The sequence below is a fragment of the Actinomadura decatromicini genome, assembly GCF_008121305.1.
GTDB lineage: Bacteria > Actinomycetota > Actinomycetes > Streptosporangiales > Streptosporangiaceae > Spirillospora > Spirillospora syzygii.
This window is the reverse complement of the sequence record NZ_VSRQ01000009.1, coordinates 89,994-108,211: the sequence shown is the minus strand read 5'-3', so window position 1 is coordinate 108,211 and position 18,218 is coordinate 89,994. Positions and strand designations below refer to the sequence as shown.

7 protein-coding genes are annotated in these 18,218 nt (G+C 75.6%); 3 read left to right on the top strand and 4 right to left on the bottom strand.

What is annotated here, in order from left to right; genetic code table 11:
- Window positions 1-7 precede the first annotated feature (7 nt).
- The 4 genes from FXF68_RS35090 to FXF68_RS35075 form a co-directional block, all read right to left on the bottom strand.
- Window positions 8-10,897: a type I polyketide synthase gene (locus tag FXF68_RS35090; protein ID WP_148767056.1), complete on the bottom strand. Its 10,890-nt coding sequence runs from the start codon at window positions 10,895-10,897 to the stop codon at window positions 8-10.
- 82 nt (window positions 10,898-10,979) lie between these two features.
- Window positions 10,980-12,572 carry an AMP-binding protein gene (locus tag FXF68_RS35085; RefSeq protein ID WP_246179109.1) on the bottom strand — a complete coding sequence of 531 codons (1,593 nt, stop codon included), beginning with the start codon at window positions 12,570-12,572 and terminating at the stop codon, window positions 10,980-10,982.
- A gap of 1 nt (window position 12,573) precedes the next feature.
- Window positions 12,574-12,822 (bottom strand): acyl carrier protein, encoded by a 249-nt coding sequence (locus tag FXF68_RS35080; protein ID WP_148767054.1) that lies wholly within the window; start codon window positions 12,820-12,822, stop codon window positions 12,574-12,576.
- A 38-nt stretch (window positions 12,823-12,860) separates the two neighbouring features.
- Window positions 12,861-13,721: an SDR family oxidoreductase gene (locus tag FXF68_RS35075; protein ID WP_148767052.1), complete on the bottom strand. Its 861-nt coding sequence runs from the start codon at window positions 13,719-13,721 to the stop codon at window positions 12,861-12,863.
- Between the two features lie 262 nt (window positions 13,722-13,983).
- On the opposite strand from FXF68_RS35075, the gene FXF68_RS35070 reads away from it, so the two are divergent.
- The 3 genes from FXF68_RS35070 (at window position 13,984) to FXF68_RS35060 (ending at window position 18,200) form a co-directional block, all read left to right on the top strand.
- On the top strand, window positions 13,984-14,952 hold the full coding sequence (locus tag FXF68_RS35070; RefSeq protein WP_148767050.1) for an ACP S-malonyltransferase: 969 nt from the start codon (window positions 13,984-13,986) through the stop codon (window positions 14,950-14,952).
- Window positions 14,953-15,029: 77 nt separating this feature from the next.
- Window positions 15,030-16,589 carry an AMP-binding protein gene (locus FXF68_RS35065; RefSeq protein WP_148767048.1) on the top strand — a complete coding sequence of 520 codons (1,560 nt, stop codon included), beginning with the start codon at window positions 15,030-15,032 and terminating at the stop codon, window positions 16,587-16,589.
- Between the two features lie 21 nt (window positions 16,590-16,610).
- Complete coding sequence (locus FXF68_RS35060; RefSeq protein ID WP_148767046.1) at window positions 16,611-18,200, top strand: MFS transporter; 1,590 nt, start codon at window positions 16,611-16,613, stop codon at window positions 18,198-18,200.
- Window positions 18,201-18,218 lie beyond the last annotated feature (18 nt).

Genomic DNA, 18,218 nt, shown 5'->3' with positions numbered 1-18,218 from the left:
GGGACGGTCAGCCCGGCGTCGTCCGGCGCGCGGCCCGGAGCAGGTCGGCGACGCCCATGCTCCGGATCGCCTCGGCGGGGTCCCCGTCGTCGGGGCCGGGCGTGGCGGGCGGCGGGGCGGCGTCGGCGAGGCCGAGCAGCGTGTCCAGGATTCCCGCCGCGCGGAGCCGGTCCAGGGGGATGCCCGCGAGGGCCGCCCGCACCGCCGCCTCCCCGCCGGGCGGCGCCGGGTCGTCCGGGAGCAGCTCGGCCAGCAGGAACTTCGCCAGCAGCGCGGGGGTCGGGTGGTCGAAGACCAGGGTCGCCGGGAGCCGCAGCCCGGACGCCGCGCCGAGCCGGTTCCGCAGCTCCACGGCGGCGAGCGAGTCGAGCCCGAGGTCGCCGAACTGCGCGCCCGGGTCGATGGACGCCGGGTCCTCGTCGTGCCGGACGGCGGCGACCTCGGCGCGCACCGCGTCCAGGGCGGCGCGCTCCCGGTCGTCCGGGTGCAGCGCGGCGATCCGCTCCGCGAGTCCGAGCCCGGGCCCGGGCCTGCCGGACGCGGGCCCGGACGCCTGCCGGCGCGGCGCCGCCGGGACGATGCCGCGCAGCATCGCGGGCGGCTCCCCGCCGCGTGCGCGCAGCGCCGCCGGGTCGAACCGGACGGGCACCAGCGCGGGCGCGTCCGCGGCCAGCGCGGCGTCGAACAGGGCGAGGCCCTCGTCCGGCGACAGCGCGGGCATGCCGGACTCGGCGGCGCGGCGCAGGTCGGCGTCACCGAGGCGGCCGCCCATGCCGTCCTTCTCGTCCCAGAGTCCCCAGGCGAGCGACGTGGCGGGGAGGCCGAGCGCGCGGCGGCGGGACGCGAGCGCGTCGAGGAACGCGTTCGCCGCCGCGTAGTTGCCCTGGCCCGCGCCGAGCAGCACGCCGCTGGCGGACGAGAACAGGACGAACGCCGACACGTCCGGCAGGTCGCGGGTCAGTTCGTGCAGGTGCCAGGCCGCGTCCGCCTTGGGACGCAGCACCGCGTCCATACGGCCGGGGTCGAGCGAGCCGATGACGCCGTCGTCCAGGACGCCCGCGAGGTGCACCACCCCGGTCAGCGGACGGTCCGCCGGGATCGCGGCGAGGAGGGCGGACAGCGCGTCGCGGTCCGCGACGTCGCAGGCGGCCAGTTCGACGTCGGCGCCGAGGCCGGTCAGCTCGGCGGCGAGCGCGGCGGCTCCGGCGGCGGACGGCCCGCGACGTCCGGCCAGCACCAGGCGGCGGACGCCGTGCGCGGTGACGAGGTGCCGCGCGACGAGGGCGCCCAGGCCGCCCGTCCCGCCGGTGATGAGCACGGTTCCGTCGGCGCTCCACGACGAGGCCCCGCCGGGCGGGGCGGGCGATTCGATGAGGCGTGGAATGTACGGTGTGCCGTCCCGCAGCGCAGCCTCCGGTTCGGACGGCGACAGCGCGACGGGAAGGGCACGGAGGGAAGCGTCGAGCCCGTCGAGGTCGAGGAGGGCGAACCGGCCGGGGTTCTCCGCCTGCGCCGCGCGGACCAGGCCCCATGCCGCCGCCTGCCCCGGTTCGACGCGCCCGTCGCCGGTGTCGACGGCGTTCCGGGTCACGATGGCGAGGCGCGACCCGGCGAGGCGCTCGTCGGCCAGCCACGCCCGCAGCGTCTCCAGGACGGCGGTCGTCGCGGTGCGGGCGTCGCCCAGTGGGTCGGTGGTCGCGGCCGGGCAGGCGAACACCGCCAGTTCGGGCGCGGGCATCGCGCCGGAGCCGACCGCCGCGGCCAGCGCGGCGACGTCGCCGAACGCCGGGACGGCGTCGTCCAGGCCGAGCCGGTCGACGCCGATGACCGCGCCGACGTCGGCCGGGGACGTCGCGCGGGACGCGCCCCACCCGACCCGGTACAGCGTCGGCCGCCGTCCGCTCGCCAGTTGGCCGGCGGACACGGGGCGCGTGGCCAGCGACTCCACCGTGGCGACCGGGCGTCCGGCCGTGTCGGCGAGGTCGATGGCGAGGGTTCCGGAGGCGTCCGTCCGGCGGGTGCGGACGCGGACGGCCGACGCGCCTTCGGCGTGCAGCGTGACCCGCGTCCACTGGAACGGGACGCTCGCGGCGGCGTCCCCCTCCCCCGCGGCGTCGCTCAGGGCGTCGGCGTGCAGGGCGGCGTCGAGCAGGGCGGGATGCAGCCCGTAGCGCGCCGCGTCGCCGCGCGCGTCGTCCGGGAGGGCGACCTCGGCGAAGACCTCGTCGCCGCGCCGCCACGCCGCGCGGAGCCCCTGGAAGACGGGACCGTAGCCGTAACCCATGCCGGACAGCCGGTCGTAGGCGCCGTCCAGGTCCAGCGCGGTCGCGCCCTCCGGGGGCCAGTGCGCGAGGTCGGAGGCCGGTTCGCCGGGTTCGGGGACGAGGACGCCCGACGCGTGCCGGGTCCAGCCCGACGTCTCGCCGTCCGGCCGCGAGTACACGGCGACGGCGCGCTCGCCCGCCTCGTCAGGGCCTTCGACCACGGCCCGGACGGCGTACCCGGCGCGGCCGTCGAGGACGAGCGGCGCCTCCAGCGTCAGCTCCCCGAGCGAGCGGCAGCCGACCTGGTCGCCGGCCCGCAGCGCCAGCTCCACCAGCCCGGTGCCGGGCAGCAGCACCGAGCCGAGCACCTCGTGGTCGGCGAGCCACGGCTGCGTCCCGGCGGACAGCCGGCCGGTGAGGACCACCTGCTCGGAGCCGGGCGCGGCGACGGCGGCGCCGAGCATCGGGTGCCCGACCGGGTCCAGGCCCGCGCGGACCGGGTCACCGGCGGGCACGCCCGCGTCGAGCCAGTACCGGCGGCGCTGGAACGCGTACGTCGGCAGGTCCACGGACGGCCGTCCGGACACGTCCGCGAAGAAGGCGTCCCAGTCGACGCGGGCGCCGCGCGTGAACGCGGCGGCGATGCCGGACAGCAGCTCGCGCTCCTCCGGCCGGTCGCGGCGCAGCAGCGGAACGAACGCCGCGTCGCCGCTCGCGCAGTCCCGGCCCATCGCGGTCAGGACGGCATCCGGGCCGACCTCGACGAACGTCGCCGTCCCGGCCGACTCGAGGAAGCGGATCCCGTCCGCGAACCGCACCGGCTCGCGGACGTGGCGCACCCAGTACTCGGCCGATCCCTGGTCGGCGGGCTCGCCGGTCAGGTTGGACACGACGGGGATCTCCGGACGCCGGTAGTCCAGCCCTTCCGCGACGCGCCGGAACTCCGCGAGCATTGGCTCCATCAGCGGCGAGTGGAAGGCGTGCGAGACGGCGAGGGCGCGGGTCCGGCGGCCGTCGCCGGCCAGGCGGGCGGCGAGTGCGCGCACCGCGTCCGCCGCGCCGGACAGCACGACCGCCGACGGGCCGTTGACCGCCGCGATCGACACCCCGTCGCGCAGCAGCGGGACGATCTCGTCCTCCGCCGCCTGGACCGCGACCATCGCCCCGCCGGACGGGAGCGCCTGCATCAACCGGCCGCGCGCCGCGACGAGCGCGGCGGCGTCACCCAGCGACAGCACTCCGGCGGCGTGCGCGGCGGCGATCTCGCCGACCGAGTGCCCGGCCAGATGGTCCGGGCGCAGGCCCCACGACTCCAGCAGCCGGAACAGCGCCACCTCGACCGCGAACAATCCGGCCTGGGTGTAGACGGTCTCGTTGAGGAGGTCTTGGTCGTCCCACACCACGTCGCGGAGCGGGCGCTCCAGGTGCCCGTCGAGGCGGGCGCAGACGGCGTCGAACGCGTCCGCGAACACGGGGAACCGGGAGTAAAGCTCGCGGCCCATCCCGGCGCGCTGCGATCCCTGCCCGGTGAACAGGAACGCGACGCCGCCGCCGGTGACCTGGCCCGCGACCGCCGAGGCGTCGCGCCGGGCCAGGGCGTCCAAGCCCTGGACGAGTTCGTCGTGATCGGCGCCGATCAGCACCGCGCGGTGTTCGAGCGCGGCGCGGGTCGTCGCGAGCGCACGGCCGACCACCGCCGGATCGTCGTCGGCGCGCAGGCGCGCGTGGAGGCGCTCGGCCTGCGCCCGCAGCGCGCCGGCGGTCTTCCCGCTGACGACCCACGGCACGAGCCGCGTCGTCTCCGGCCGGGGCTCGTCGGTCACGGTCGGCTCGGGGGCCTGCTCGATGATGACGTGCGCGTTGGTGCCGCTGATCCCGAAGGAGGAGATCCCGGCCCGGCGCGGACGGCCGTTCTCCGGCCATTCGCGGGCCTCGGTGAGGAGTTCGACGCGCCCGGCCGTCCAGTCGACGTTCGGCGACGGCGCGTCAACGTGCAGCGTCTTGGGCAGAACGCCGTGCCGCATCGCCTCGACCATCTTGATGATCCCGGCGACACCGGCGGCGGCCTGCGCGTGACCGATGTTCGACTTGATCGACCCCAACCACAGCGGACGCCCGTCCGGACGGTCCTGCCCATAGGTCTCCTGGAGGGCCTGCGCCTCGATCGGGTCGCCGAGCGTCGTGCCCGTGCCGTGCGCCTCGACCGCGTCCACGTCGCCGGTGCCGAGCCCGGCGCCGGCGAGCGCCTGGCGGATCACCCGCTGCTGCGACGGCCCGTTCGGCGCGGTCAGGCCGTTGGACGCGCCGTCCTGGTTGATCGCGCTGCCCCGCACGACCGCGAGGACCCGGTGGCCGTTGCGCTCGGCGTCCGAGAGCCGCTCCAGCAGGAGCATGCCCGCGCCCTCGCCCCAGCCGGTGCCGTCCGCGGCGGCGGCGAACGACTTGCAGCGGCCGTCCTTGGCCAGGCCGCGCTGGAGGCTGAAGTCCACGAAGGTGTCCGGGGTCGCCATCACCGTCACGCCGCCCGCCAGCGCGAGCGTGCACTCGCCCTGCCGGAGCGCCTGCATCGCCCAGTGCAGCGCGACCAGCGACGACGAGCACGCCGTGTCCACGGTCACGGCCGGGCCCTCCAGGCCGAGCGCGTAGGCGACGCGGCCGGTGGCGATGCTGCCCGCGCTGCCGTTGCCGAGGTATCCGGCGAGGTCCTCGGGCACTTCGGCGAGCCGGGTGGCCCAGTCGTGGTACATGATCCCGGCGAACACGCCGACCGGGGTGCCGCGGACCGAAAGCGGGTCGACGCCCGCGCGTTCCAGCGACTCCCAGCAGACCTCCAGCAGGAGGCGCTGCTGCGGGTCCATGGCGAGCGCCTCGCGGGGGCTGATGCCGAACAGGTCTGCGTCGAAGTCGGCCGCGTCGTAGAGGAACCCGCCCTCGCGGATGTAGCTCTTGCCTGGGAGGCCGGGCTCCGGGTCGTAGAGGTCCGCGACGTTCCAGCCCCGGTCGTCGGGGAATTCGGCGATGCCGTCGCGTCCGGCGGCGACCAGCCGCCAGAGGTCCTCGGGGGCGGCGACGCCGCCGGGGTAGCGGCAGGCCATGCCGACGATGGCGATCGGCTCGTCCACGGGCGCGGTCACCCGCACGGCGCGCGGGCCGGACGCGGTGTCGCCGGACGCGGTGTTGAGCGCCTTGTCCGCGATGTGCCGGGCCAGGGCGCGCGGGTTGGGATGGTCGAAGACCAGGGTCGTGGACAGCCGCAGGCCCGTCGCCGTGCTCAGCGCGTTGCGCAGCTCGACCGCCGCGAGCGAGTCGAACCCGATCTCGTTGAAGGCGCGTCCGGGGTCGATCTCGGCCGCGCCGTCATGGCCGAGGACGGCCGCCACCTGCGTCCGTACCAGGTCCAGGACGACGCGTTCCCGTTCGGACTCGGGCAGGTCCGCGAGGCGGGCCGCCAGCCCTGCGGCGGGCGCGCCCGCGCGGCGGCGGGACGGTCCGCGCACCAGCCCGCGCAGCACCGCCGGGACGGCGTCCGTCCGGGCCCGCAGCGCCGCCGTGTCCACCCGGACCGGGAGCAGCTCGGGTTCCCCCGTTCGCAGCGCCAGGTCCATGAGCGCGAGGTTCTCGTCCGCCGACAGCGCGGCCAGGCCGGACCGTCCGGCGCGGCGGCGGGTGACCTCGTCCAGGCGTCCGCCCATGCCGTCGTCGCCCGCCCACAGGCCCCAGGCCAGGGACGTCGCCGCCAGGCCCGCCGCGCGGCGGTGCCGGGCCAGCGCGTCGAGGAACACGTTGGCGGCCGCGTAGTTGCCCTGCCCGGCCGCGTCCATGACGCCCGCCGCGGACGAGAACAGCACGAACGCCGACAGGCCGAGTTCACGGGTCAGCTCGTGGAGGTTCCAGGCCGCGTCCGCCTTGGGACGCAGCACGGCGTCCACCTGCTCGTGGGTCAGCGATCCGACCAGGCCGTCGTCCACGACGCCCGCCGTGTGGACGACGCCGCTCAGCGGATGCTCGGACGGCACCGCCGCCAGCACGGCGGCGAGCGCCCCGGCGTCGGCGACGTCGCAGGCGACCACCGTGACGTCGGCGCCGAGGCCGGTCAGCTCCGCGCGGAGGTCGGCGGCGCCGGGGGCGTCCGGGCCGCGCCGGGACGCGAGGATCAGGCGCCGGACGCCGTGCGCGGCCACCAGGTGCCGCGCGACCCGCGCGCCGAGCCCGCCCGTGCCCCCGGTGATCAGCACGGTCCCGTCGGCGCTCCACGGCGCGGGACGTCCGGCCCCGGTCGCCCGCGCCAGGACGGGGACGTGCGGCACGCCCGCGCGGACCGCGACCTGCGGCTCGCCGGTCGCGAGCGCCGTCCGCAACGCGCGGACGGCGTCGGCGGCGCCGTCCAGGTCGACGAGCGTGAAGCGTCCGGGGTGCTCCGCCTGCGCGGCGCGGGCCAGGCCCCAGAGCGGGGCCGTGGCGAGGTCGGGGGCCTCGTCGGCTCCGGCCGCGACCGCCCGCCGCGTCACCATGACCAGCCGGGACGCGGCGAACCGCTCCTCGGCCAGCCAGCTCTGGAGGAGGTCGAGAAGGCGCACGGCGGCGGCCCGCGCGGCTTCGGGCGGCGCGCCCTCCACCGGGAGGAACGGTGCGACCACGACACCGGGCACCGCCGCGCCGGACACCAGGAGGTCTTCGATGCCGGAGTGGACCGTCCCGGCGTTCTCCAGTTCGGGCGCGCCCGCGAGGACGGCCCAGCCGTCCCCGGCCACCGGTTCCGAGGCCGGAACCGGCTCCCACCGGACGATGTGCAACGGCTCGTTCCCGCTCTCGACGCGTCCGGCGGGGAGGGCGCGCGTCACGATCGTGCCGATGGACGCGACCGGCGCGCCCGCCGCGTCGGCCACCGCGACCGACACCGCGCCGCCGGTACCGGTGGGCGTGATCCGAACCCGCACCGACGCGGCGCCCGTGGCGTGGAGGGTCACGTCCGTCCAGGCGAAGGGGAGCCGGATCTCGTCCTCGGCCGGGTCCCCGGCGAGGTCGGCGGGACGGAGCGCCGAGTCCAGCAGCGCTGGGTGCAGCCCGAACCGCTCCGGGCCGGGTTGCGCGTCCTCTGACAGGGCGGCCTCGGCGAAGATCTCCGCGCCCCGGCGCCAGACGGCGCGCAGGCCCTGGAACATGGGGCCGAACTCAAGACCGGGGGTGTCGAGGGCGGCGGGGTCGACCGGCTCGGCGCCGGGCGGGGGCCAGGCCGTGAGGTCCGGAACCTCTGGCTCGTCCGCCTGCGCGGACAGGACGCCGCTCGCGTGCCGGGTCCACGGCTCGTCGGGCAGCGCGTCGCCGGGACGGGAGTAGATCTCCACCGTCCGGCCGTCGTCCTCGGCGGGCTCCCCGACCACGACCTGCACCGCGACCTCGGCGTCGGCGGGCAGCGCGAGGGGCGCCTCCAGCGTCAGTTCCCGGACGGTCCCGCAGCCCGCCTCGTCCCCGGCGCGGACCGCCATCTCCACGAACGCGGTCGCGGGCAGCAGGACGGTCCCGGCGACGACATGGTCGGCGAGCCAGGGCCGCGTGCGCGTCGACAGGCGGCCGGTGAGGACCGTCCCACCGCCCCCGGCCAGGCCGAGGACGGTGTCGAGCAGCGGGTGCCCGTCGCGGCGTCCGGCGGGACCGGGGCCCATGTCCAGCCAGTAGCGCCGCCGCTGGAAGGGGTAGGTCGGCAGGTCGACGCGCCGGGCGCCGCTGTCGGCGAAGAGGCCGTCCCAGTCGACGGGGACGCCGTGCGCGTGGGCGAGGCCGACCGCCGAGAGCAGTTCGCGCTCCTCGTCGCGTCCGTCGCGCATGACGGGCGTGAAGAGCGCGTCCTCGTCGTCGTCGGCGAGGCAGTCGCGGCCCATCGCCGAGAGGACGCCGTCCGGGCCCAGCTCCAGGAACCTGGTGACGCCCGCCGAGCGCAGCCAGCGCACGCCGTCCCGGAACCGGACGGCCTCGCGCACGTGCCGCACCCAGTACTCCGCGTCCGGCTCGACGGGCCGCCCGGTCACATTCGACACGATCGGGACGCGCGGCGGCGCGTACGCCATGACGTCCGCGATCCGCCGGAACTCCGCGAGCATCGGCTCCATCAGCGGCGAGTGGAACGCGTGCGACACGCGGAGTCGGCGCGTGCGGCGCGGCGCCCCGACCCGGCCGTCCGCGAAGAGGGCGGCGACGCGGGACACGGCCTCGCCGTCGCCGGAGATCACGAGCGCGGACGGGCCGTTGACGGCGGCGAGGCCCACCCGTTCGTCCAGGTAGGGGGTGATCTCTTCCTCGGTGGCCGCAACGGCGATCATCGCGCCGCCGGGCGGGAGCTCCTGCATGAGGCGCCCGCGCGCGGCGACCAGCAGCGCCGCGTCCTCCAGCGACAGGACGCCCGCGACGTGCGCCGCGACCAGCTCGCCGACCGAGTGGCCCGCCACGTGGTCCGGGGTCACGCCCCACGACTCCAGCAGGCGGAACAGCGCGACCTCGACCGCGAACAGCGCGGGCTGCGCGTAGGCGGTCTGGTCGAGCAGCGCGTCGGCGTCCGGGTCGGTGCCGAACAGGACGTCGAGCAGCGGCACGTCGAGCTGGAGATCGAGGTGGTCGGCGGCGTCGGCGAGGGCGTCGGCGAAGGCGGGGAAGGTCTCGTAGAGGCGCCGTCCCATGCCGGGACGCTGGCTGCCCTGCCCGGTGAACAGGAAGGCCGTCCCGCCGGACGGGGACGCGGCGGTCCCCCGCAGCACACCGGCCACGGCGTCGCCGTCGGCCAGCGCGTCCAGGCCGCGCAACACCTCGTCGCGGTCCCCGGCGACGACGACCGCGCGGTGGTCGAAGGACGCCCGCGTCGTCGCCGCCGAGAACGCGGCGTCGAGCAGGGACGGCGGCCGGCCCGCCGTGAGCGCCGCCCGCAGCAGGCGGGCCTGGTCGCGCAGCGCGGGCTCGCTCTTCGCCGACAGCGGCAGCGGCGTGATCCGCTCCTTGGACGGCTCGGGCCTCGGCCCGGTTTCCATGTCCGGCGGCTGCTCGATGATCACGTGCGCGTTCGTGCCGCTGGCGCCGAAGGACGAGATCCCGGCCCGCCTCGGCTCGGACTCGCCGTCGGGACGCGTCCAGGGAACGGCCTCGGTCAGCAGCCGGACCGTCCCGGACGACCAGTCGATGTGCGGGGACGGCTCGTCCACGTGCAGGGTCCGCGGCAGCGTCCCGTGCCGCATCGCCATGATCATCTTGATCATTCCGGCGGCCCCGGCGGCGGCCCCGGAGTGCCCGATGTTCGACTTGACCGAGCCGAGCCAGAGCGGCCGGTCCGGGGCGTGCTCGCGCCCGTAGGCGGCGATCAGCGCGCCCGCCTCGATGGGGTCGCCCAGCCGGGTCCCGGTGCCGTGCGCCTCGACCGCGTCGACCTGGCCCGCCGTGAGCCCGGCGTCGGCCAGCGCTGCGCGCAGCACCCGCTGCTGCGACGGCCCGTTGGGCGCGGTCAGGCCGTTGCTCGCGCCGTCCTGGTTGATCGCCGACCCGCGCACCAGCGCCAGCACCGGATACCCGGCCTGCCGCGCCGCCGACAGCCGGGCCAGGACGAACACGCCGACGCCCTCCGAGAAGCCGGTGCCGTCCGCCGCGGCGGCGAACGCCTTGCACCGGCCGTCCGGGGCGAGGCCGCGCTGGCGGCTGAACGTCGTGAACGTCCCGGGCCCGGACATCACCGTCACGCCGCCCGCGAGCGCGAGCGAGCACTCGCCGCGCCGGAGCGACTGCACGGCGAGGTGCAGCGCGGTCAGCGAGCCGGAGCACGCCGTGTCCACGGTCAGCGCGGGCCCTTCGAGGCCGAGGACGTAGGCGACGCGGCCGGACACGACGCTCGGCAGCGTGCCGAGCATCAGGTGCCCGTCGAGCCCGTCCGGCGCCTCGTGGGTCTTCGGGCCGTACTCGTGCGGCTCCATCCCGACGAACACGCCGGACGCGGAGCCGCGCAGGCCGGCGGGATCGATGCCCGCCCGCTCCAGCGCCTCCCAGCAGGTCTCCAGCAGGACCCGCTGCTGCGGGTCCATCGCCAGGGCCTCCTTCGGGCTGATGCCGAAGAAGGCGGCGTCGAAGTCGGCGGCGCCGTCCAGGAAGCCGCCCTTGCGGACGTAGCTGGTGCGGGGCGCGTCCGGGTCCGGGTCGAAGAGGGCGTCGAGGTCCCAGCCCCGGTCGGCGGGGAAGTCGGAGATGACGTGGACGCCGCCGTCGACGAGCCGCCACAGGTCGTCCGGGGACGCGACGCCGCCCGGGAACCGGCAGCCGATGCCGACGACCGCGATCGGGTCGTCCGCCGCCCCGCCCGCGCTCCCCGGCACGGCCGGTGCGTCCGTCTCCTCGCCGCCCGCGAGGGCGCGCAGGTACTCGGCCAGCCGTCCCGGCGTCGGGTAGTCGAACCCGACCGTGACCGGCAGCGGCAGGCCGGTCGCCGCCGTCAGCCGGGCGTGCAGGTCCACCAGGCCGAGGGAGTCCAGCCCGAGCTCCAGGAAGGGGCGGTCCCCGGTGACGGCGTGCCGGCCGTCCGGGTCGACCTTCCGCAGCACGGCGAGGGTCTCGGAGATCACCACGTCCAGCGGCGGACGTCCCGCCGGCGCGCCGGGCTCACTCATTCGCGCACTCCACCATCTCTCTCGTTCCGGCCCGCGGCGGTCCGGCCGTCCCGTTCGCGGGCCGTCCGGCGTCCGGCGGGCCCTAGCGCGTCGACGCGAGCAGCGCGCGGTCGACCTTGCCGTTCTCGGTGAGGGGAAGCTCGCCGACGACGTGGATCTCGCTCGGCACCATGTAGTCGGGCAGCGCCTCCGCGCAGAACGCGCGGACCGCCGGCCGGTCGAGATCGCCCTCGCCCGGGGCGCCGACGACGAACGCGCACAGCACCGGGTCGGCGGAGCCGCCGTCCGCGACCGTCACGGCCGCGGCGCCGACGCCCGGGAACTCGGCGATCCTGCGTTCCACCTCGGTCAGCTCGACCCGGTTGCCGCGGATCTGCACCTGCGAGTCGACGCGGGCGCGGAAGTACAGCTCGCCGTCCGGGCCGCGGTGGGCGAGGTCCCCGGTGCGCAGGACGATCTGCCCCGACGCCGGGTTGAGCGGGTCGCGGACCAGCGCCCGCGCCGTCGTCTCCGGGTCGTCCCAGTAGCCGCTGAACAGCGCGGGGGCGCGCAGGTAGATCTCGCCGGGGACGCCGGGCCGCTCGATCGGGCGGCCGCGCTCGTCGGCGATCATCATCTCGGCGCCGGGGTAGGCGTGCCCGATGGACAGCAGCTCCAGGTCGTCCGGGATGGGGTCGGGGACGTCGGTGAACGAGCACGCCATCGACTCGGTCGGGCCGTAGCAGTTGATGATCCGCGCGCCCGGCGCGAGGGACCGCAGCCGGCGCAGCTCGTGCATCGGGAACTGCTCGCCGGAGAACAGGACGCCGCGCAGGCCGAGCGTCGCCAGCTCGTCCGGCTCGTTCCGCAGCACCGGCCGCCAGATGGACGGGACGCCGTGCACGTGCGTGGCGCCCGCGTCCCGCAGGAACCCGACGAAGCGGCGCGGCCAGCGCAGCCGCTCGCGCGGGATCGGCAGCAGGGTCGCGCCGCTGCCGAGCGTGATGCCGATGTCGAACAGCGCGAAGTCGAACTGGAGCGGCGACGCGGTCGCGACCCGGTCCCCCGGCCGGAGGATGCCGAGGCCGTGCACCGCGCGGAAGAAGGCCGTGCTGGCGCGGTGGCTCATCACGACGCCCTTCGGGCGGCCCGTCGTCCCGGACGTGAAGATGATGTAGGCCGGGTCGGTGCCGACGACCTCGCGCCGCCGCCTCGTCCGCGGCTCCGGCGCGCGCTCGGCCCGCAGCCCGGCCGGGCCGAACCGGGCGGTGCCGACGCCCGGCGGGACGCCGTCCCGGCCGCCGTCCTCGTGCTGGAGGTACAGGGCGGGACGCGCCGAGTCGATGATCGCGAGCAGCCGCTTGGCGGGCGTCTCCGGGCTCACCGGGATGAACGGCAGGCCGAGCACGCAGCACGCCAGGTAGACGGCGATGGCCGTCGACGAGGTGTGCGACTCCAGGATCACCCGGTCGCCGACGTCGAGGCCGAGCGCGCCGATCGCGTCCGCGTACTCGTCGACCCGTTGACGCAGCTCGCCGTAGGTGACGACGGTCAGCTCGCCGGTGGGGCCGGGCTCCACGACCGCCGGCGCGCCCGGGGCGTCGCCGGCGGTCTGGAGCATGAAGCCGTGCAGGTTGTCCACCGAGTCCCGCACGCGGGCGGGCGGCACGGCGGGCGGCATGGTGATGGGGCTCATCTCAGGACGCCTTCTCGATCATCTTGGAAAGGGTCGTCCAGAGGACGCCGGGGGTGGCGAAGTTCGCCATGTCGAGCGCGTCGTCGACGAACCGCACCGAATAGGCGGCCTCCAGCGAGGCGAGCAATTCGACGGCGCCCATCGAATCGAGTCCGAAGTCCCGCAGACTGAGGTCCTCGCCGACCTTTTCCTTCTCTTCGAGGAACGGCAGCCTGCCGCGCAGAATCTCCTCGAAGCGCGAATCCCACATGATGGCTCCTGAGCGTGTCGTGATCGGGCGGCGGCCGATCAGGATTTCCAGGCCGCGGCCGTCTCCTCGGCGAATTCGGTGAAGGAGCGCGGCGGGTGGCCGAGCAGCTTCGTCGCGCGGACGACGTCGTCCTCGTCGGCGACGTGGCCGTGGTGGTCGTAGTGCTCGTACATCAGCCAGATGTCGCGGGCGATGTGCGACGGCATCATCTGGTTGAGGATCTGCCAGCACGAGTCCAGGTCGTCGCCCACGTAGGCGACCTCGCTGTCGAGCACGCGCTTCCAGGTGTCGGCGACGAACCGCCCGGTCACGGGCTCGGGGCCGGTGACGGTGTAGGTCTCGCCGAAGTGGCCGGGCGTCGTGAGGACGATCGCCGCGGCCTCCGCCACGTCGCGCACGTCCACCCGGGACACGCCGATCTCGCCGAACGGGATGCCGTAGATCCCCATGTCGAGCATGGGCTTGGCGCCGATGTCGTTCTGCATCAGCTCGCCCCGCCGGATGATCGTGTACGGGACGCCCGAGTTCTTGACGGCCTGCTCGATCGTGGCCTTCCCGGCACAGTACGGCGCGGTGACCATCGTCTCCACGTCCTGCGCGGAGAGGTAGACGAGGTGCTGGACGTCGGCGCGCTTCGCGGCGTCGACGGCGAGGATGCCCTGGTACAACTCGTCCGCGCCGACGGGCAGGTTGAGGAAGACGGCGTCGGCCGCGGCGAACTCGGTGCGGACCAACTCGAAGTCGAGCAGGTCGCCGACGACGCCGCGCACCCCGTCGGGCAGCGCCTCGGCGTTCTCGGCGCTGCGCGTGAGCACGGAGATCTCCGCTCCGCGCGACCTCAGCTCGGCGATCAGGGCGGTGCCGACGACGCCCGTCCCGGCGGTGACGAATACCTTCATCGAAATTCCTCCACTGGCGGCACCGTCGGCCGGAATGGAGTGGTCGACCGCGTGTCGTGAATCGCGGGAACCGACGGTTTTCACGCCTCTTTCCGCTGGACGCTATCGGCGCCGCCAACACCCCCCAACCCTTATGCACCCCTAGGGCCCGGGCCCGCCGATCCGTTAGGGGCGGTTAGGGGTACAGGGGCCGCCGGCGGCGCGGCCAAACTCGGGAATCAATGGATCGGCGGCAGCCGCGACACGAGGGGGAAAGAACGACATGGACACCGGCCCCCGGGCGGAAGCCGCGCTCGTCTTTCCCGCCATCAGCCCGTCGAGTTTCGGCGACGTCGGCAAATTCATGCTGATGCATCCGGCCGCGCGGCGGCTCGTCGCGGAGGCCGACGACGCGCTCGGCTACTCGCTCGTCGACCGGTTCCGCGCGAGCGACGGCGAGTACACCGAGCCCGCCCGCGTCGCGTTCCTCGTGAACTGCCTGGCGATGGCCGGGTGGGCGGAGTCGGCCCTGGACGCGGACCCGGTGGCGTGCGCCGGGCCGAGCTTCGGCGGGACGCCCGCGGCCGTCCACTCCGGCGCGCTCGGCTTCGCCGACGCGGTGCGGCTCACCGCCGCCGCGGGCCGCCACATCGAGGAGTACTTCCAGCGCGAGCACCGCGGGATCGTCACCCAGTCGTTCGCCCGGACCCCGCCGGAGGCGCTGGCCGAGGTGCTGAGCGACCTCGACGAGCAGGGCGCCTGGTACGACGTCTCCTGCTACGTCGACCACGACTTCTACATGCTGTCCGTGCACGAGGAAACGCTCGGTCGGCTGACCGAGCGGCTGCGCCGCGTCGGCGGGCTTCCGCTCGCCGTGATGCGCCCGCCGATGCATTCCAGCGCCTTCGGGTCGCTGCGCGACTCCCTCGAACGCGAGGTGTTCGCGGGCGTCGAGTTCCGCGACCCGTCCCTGCCCGTGGTCTCCGACCACGACGGGAGGCCGCTGCTGTCCGGCGCGGAGCTGCGCACGCTCCTGCTGGACGCGGCGGTCCGCCCGGTCCGCTGGCCGGGCGTCATGGAGGCCCTCAAGGGCCTCGGCGTCGGCCGCCTCTACGTGTGCGGGCCCGACAACCTGTGGGGGCGCGTGCGGTGCGCGACCGACCGGTTCGACGTCGTCTCGCTGCGTCCCGAGCTGGCGATGCGCCCGCGCACCCGGCGCACCCCGGCACGCGCCTCCCGGGCGGGCCGGTAGGACACGGACGACGCGGCGGGGCTGGGCGGGACGGCGGCGTTCCTTCCGAATCGACCCTCTTCCGGGAAGACACCACGATGAACGAGATCCCCGAGCACGCGCTGCACGGCCGCTTCCTGCGCGGCCTCGCCCTGTCGCCTTCGCGCCCCGCGTTCCACGTGGACACCGGTTCCCCGACCACGGCGTCCATGACGTACGAGGCGCTGCACGAGCGGGCGCTCGCGTGGGCGGGCGCGCTGCTCGCCATGCCGGGCGGGCCGCCGTCCGCGATCGCGGTGCTGGCGGAGAAGGGCCCGGTCGCGTACGGGGGGCTGCTCGCGGCGCTGTACACGGGCGCGACCGCCGTCCCGCTCAGCCCCGACTTCCCCGCCGCCCGGACCCGGCGGATGCTGGCGGACGCGAACGTCTCCGCGGCCGTCGCCGACGCCGCCGGGATCGCCGCCCTGGAGGCGGCCGAACTGGAGCTGCCGGTCCTGACGGACGGCGACGACGCCGGTCGGCTGCCCGTCATCCCAGCCGTCCGCGCCGCCCTGGACGCGCCGCGCCCCGTCCGTCCGGAGGACGTCGCCTACCTGCTGTTCACGTCCGGCTCGACGGGACGGCCGAAGGGCGTCAAGATCACCCACGCCGCCACGCACCACTACTTCACGCTGCTGGACAAGCGGTACGACTTCGGCCCGGACGACGTCTTCTCCCAGACGTTCGGCCTCAACTTCGACTGCGCGATGTTCGACCTGTTCTGCGCGTGGGGCGCGGGGGCGAGCGTGCGGACCGTCCCGGTGCGGGCCTACACGGACCTGCCGTCGTTCCTGTCCGAGCGGGCGATGACGGTGTGGTTCTCGACGCCGTCCGCGATCGCGCTCGTCCGGCGGATGGGCGGGCTGGAGCCGGGCGCGATGCCGTCGCTGCGCTGGAGCTTCTTCGCCGGTGAGGCGCTGCGCCACGCCGACGCCGCCGAATGGCAGGACGCCGCGCCCGCCTCCGCCGTGGAGAACCTGTACGGGCCGACCGAGCTGACCGTCACCGTGTCCGGGCACCGCTGGTCGCCGGAGACGTCGCCCGCGCTGTGCGTGAACGGGCACGTCCCGATCGGGACGGTCCACGAGGGCCACGACCACCTCCTCCTCGACCCGGACGACGGCGCGACGGACGGCGCCGAGGGCGAGCTGTGCGTCGCGGGGCCGCAGATGACGCCCGGCTACCTCGACCCACGGGACGACGAGGGCCGCTTCCTCGTCCACGCCGGGCGCCGCTGGTACCGGACCGGCGACCGGGTCCGCCGCCTCGACGGCGGCGAGCTCGCCTACCTCGGCCGCCTGGACGCCCAGGTGCAGATCCAGGGGTGGCGGGTGGAGCTGGCGGAGATCGACGACGCCGTCCGCGACTGCCCCGGCGTCGAGGACGCGGTGACCGTGACCCGCCCGGCCGACGCCGGGGGCATGGAGCTCGTCGTCTTCTACACCGGCACGCCCGTCTCCCCCGCCGTCCTCGCGGGACGGCTCCGGCAGGTGCTCCCCGAGGGGATGTTGCCGCGGGCGTTCCGGCACCTGGAGTCCTTTCCCCTCAATCCCAACCGGAAGATCGACAGAGCCGGCCTCGCCGCGACCGCGGCGGCCGGACCAGCGGCGCGCGGATAAGCGGCCGCCCTACGGAGGATCATGTCCACCTCAGCATCACCGCAGCGCGCCGGCCGGAGGGAGTGGGCGGGACTCGCCGTCCTGGTCCTCGCGAACCTGCTCGTCGCGATGGACGTCTCGGTGCTGTACCTCGCCGTCCCGTTCATCACCGCCGACCTGGAGCCGAGCAGCGCGCAGCAGCTCTGGATCCTCGACGTCTACGGATTCCTGCTGGCCGGTCTGCTCATCACGATGGGCGTCCTCGGCGACCGGTTCGGGCGCCGCCGCATGCTCCTGCTCGGCGCTGCGCTGTTCGGCGCGGCGTCGGTCGCGGCGGCGTACTCGTCCAGCGCGGAGACGCTGATCGGGGCGCGGGCCGCGCTGGGCGTGGCGGGCGCGGTGCTCGCGCCGTCGACGCTCGCGCTGATCCGCAGCATGTTCCGGGACGGCGACCAGCGCCGCACCGCGATCGCGATCTGGACGGCCGGGTTCTCCGGCGGCGCGGCGCTCGGCCCGCTGGTGTCCGGGGTCCTGCTGGACCATTTCTGGTGGGGTTCGGTGTTCCTGCTGAACGTCCCGCCGATGGCCCTGCTGCTGATCCTCGCGCCGCTGCTGATCCCCGAGTACCGCGACCCGCGTCCGGGACGGTTCGACCTGGTCGGCGCGGTGCTGTCGCTCGCCGCCGTGCTGCCCGCCGTCTACGGGATCAAGGAGCTGGCGCAGGACGGGGTGAGCGCCGTCCCGGTCGCGGCGGTCGTCGCCGGGCTGGTGCTCGGCGCGCTGTTCGTCGTGTGGCAGCGGTCCCGCCGCGACCCGATGATCGACCTCGCGCTGTTCCGGGTGCGGACGTTCGCGGTGCCGATGGCGGTGAACCTGGTGGCGTTCTTCGCGCTCGTCGGGTTCGCGCTGTACTCGACGCAGTGGCTGCAGCTCGTCCGGGGGATGGGGCCGATGGAGGCGGCGCTGTGGTCGCTGCCCGCCCCCGCGGCGGTCGCGGTGGCCACGACGGTGGCGAGCGGCCTCGCCAAGACGGTCCGTCCCGCCTCCATCATCGGGACGGGCCTGCTGATGACGGCGGCCGGGTTCCTGGTGGTGACGCGGGTCGGCGTCCATTCGTCGCTGGCGGTGCTGGTGACCGGCGTGGTGCTGGTCGCGGCGGGCCTCGGGGTGGCGATGACGCTGACCGCCGACATGATCCTCACCGCGGCGCCGCCGGAGCGGGCGGGCGCGGCGTCGGCGCTGTCGGAGACGGGGAACCAGCTCGGCGGCGCGCTCGGCGTCGCGATCATGGGCAGCATCGGCGCGGCGATCTACCGGGATCGGATGGGCGACGCGGTCCCGGCCGGGCTGCCGCCGCGCGCGGTCGAGGCCGCGGAGAAGACGCTCGGCGGCGCCGCCGAGGTCGCCAAGGGCCTGCCGGGCGACGCGCGTTCCGGGCTGCTCGGGGCGGCGCGGGACGCTTTCGTCCATGGCCTGAACGTCAACGCGGGCATCGCCGCGGGGGTGGTCGCGATCGTCGCGGTCGTCGGGACGGCGCTGCTGCGCAACCACGGCGGGAAGCAGACCGGCCCCGAGGAGGAGGGTCCGGAGGCCGCCGTCGAGAAGACTCCCGAGCCCGCCGGGGGACGCTGACCCTGACCGGGCCGCGTC